The sequence below is a fragment of the Mesorhizobium alhagi CCNWXJ12-2 genome (assembly GCF_000236565.1).
Classification (GTDB): domain Bacteria; phylum Pseudomonadota; class Alphaproteobacteria; order Rhizobiales; family Rhizobiaceae; genus Allomesorhizobium; species Allomesorhizobium alhagi.
In genome coordinates this window covers 1-1,741 of sequence record NZ_AHAM01000025.1, presented here as the reverse complement: position 1 = coordinate 1,741, position 1,741 = coordinate 1, and the positions used below count along the sequence as shown (strand labels likewise).

Here is a 1,741-nt window from a genome sequence, read left to right as displayed (position 1 = left end):
TGCGCGAAGTGATGGCGGGCGCCGCGATGCCTGCCGTCAATCTGGCCGTGCCGCTGCAGGTGGATGCGCGGGCGGCCGACAATTGGGACGAGGCGCATTGAAATGGAAGGAATGCTCGGGGTTTCGGACGCCACATTCCTCTCCTTCGCGGTTGCATCCTTCCTGATCGAACTGACTCCCGGCCCCAACATGACCTATCTGGCGCTGGTTTCGGCTGGTGACGGGCGGCGCGCCGGCTTTGCCACAGTGGCCGGAATCGCATTGGGGCTGGCTGTGGTCGGCGTGCTCGCAGCTTTAGGCGTTTCAGAATTGATCCAAACGTCGAATCTGCTTTACGAGAGCTTGCGCTGGGCCGGCGTGCTTTTTCTCTTCTATCTGGCGTTCGAGGGGTGGAATACGGGAACCGATGTCGTATCCCCTGCCGACGGGAAGCGTGGAAAATATTTCACCCGCGGCCTTGTCACCAATCTGCTCAATCCTAAGGCTGCCATATTCTATGTAGCCGTCCTGCCGACTTTCGTTGAGGCTGAAAAGCCGGTGCTCGCCCAGACAATGGCTCTGACGGCGATCTACGTGGCCGCCGCGACAATCGTCCATGCCGCGATAGTGCTCATGGCCGGAACACTGGAGCCCTTTCTCAACGATCCGCGTCGGGAACGTATCGCCCGCCGCGTACTTTCGGCTCTGCTTGCCGCTGTCGCACTCTGGTTTGCCTGGTCGACCGCGCGATAGTTAGGCCGCACAAGCCGCACACGTCCCACGGAATTCGATGACCGCCTTCTTGGCGGCGAAGCCGGTCGAGCCGACCCAGGCGTCGAGGCTCTTTCCCACCTTCTCGTCTGAAAACTCGGCCACCTGCCCGCATTTGTCGCAGATGGCAAAGGCGATCATGCGATGGCTGTGGTCGTGTGGTTCCGAACAGGCGACGAAGGCGCTCATGCTTTCGAGACGGTGGACGAAACCGGCATTCATCAGCCCGTCGAGCGCGCGATAAACCTGCAGCGGCGCGCGAAAGCCCTCGCTGCGCAACTGGTCGAGCAGTGTATAGGCGCTGAGCGGTCCAGTCGCGGCCTCGAGCTTTTCGAGCACCCGCACCTGGTTCTTCGTCAGCATTTCCCTGGCCGCCATAATGCCCTTCCCGCTTTGCTTCGCGCCGGCAAAGTTTTGCACGGCGCAGCAATGATGTCATTTCCTCGCACTGAAATAGCGATTGGACGGCAGTTTTGCCAGCGGGCGTTGATGTGACGCGATGTTCCGCGTGCGAAAGCTGTTCGCCGGTCAGGCGTTCCTTGCCGGCTTCGACACGCCGAAGCTGCCGGGCGGGTTCTGGCCGTCGCCATGACGCGTCTTTTCGGGAACCTCGTCCATGTCTTCCTGCAGGCCGTGTTCCGGCGGTCCCTCATAGGTGCGCTCGTCGGGACCGTCTTCCATTCCGCCGCCCTCTATGGATTGCAGCTTGCGCGCGCCGGTCGCCCGGTCGTTGCGGCTTTCCGGAGGGAAATCCGGGTCATTGTCGAAGGTGGCGTCGCCGTCGCCTGTGGTCACGCGCGGCTCGGCGCTGGAGAGGCCGTCATTTCCCCGGCCGTGTTTCGAGCGGACGAACTGGCCGGCCGCGTCGTTCTCGATTTTCTTCGACTGATCGGGCATGTTCGCCTCCGTCGCTGTCGTCTACCGAACAACAGCAACGGGCGGCAAACGTTCCGCCACGGGTGTCAGGCCGCGGCCTTCGCCTTGCCGAGCC

General features: G+C 62.4%; 3 protein-coding genes. 1 reads left to right on the top strand and 2 read right to left on the bottom strand.

Going from position 1 to position 1,741, the window contains the following annotated elements; genetic code table 11:
- The first annotated feature begins 102 nt into the window (after nucleotides 1-102).
- Entirely contained in the window at nucleotides 103-732 is a 630-nt protein-coding gene (locus tag MAXJ12_RS02595) for a LysE family translocator (protein WP_008834197.1), read from the top strand.
- On the opposite strand, the gene MAXJ12_RS02590 is transcribed toward MAXJ12_RS02595, so the two are convergent.
- Both MAXJ12_RS02590 and MAXJ12_RS02585 read right to left on the bottom strand, forming a co-directional pair.
- Nucleotides 733-1,128, bottom strand: coding sequence for a Fur family transcriptional regulator (locus MAXJ12_RS02590; RefSeq protein WP_040584677.1), 396 nt, complete (start codon nucleotides 1,126-1,128; stop codon nucleotides 733-735).
- 150 nt (nucleotides 1,129-1,278) lie between these two features.
- Nucleotides 1,279-1,647, bottom strand: a complete 369-nt coding sequence (locus tag MAXJ12_RS02585; protein WP_008834195.1) for a hypothetical protein — start codon at nucleotides 1,645-1,647, stop codon at nucleotides 1,279-1,281.
- Nucleotides 1,648-1,741: the final 94 nt, after the last annotated feature.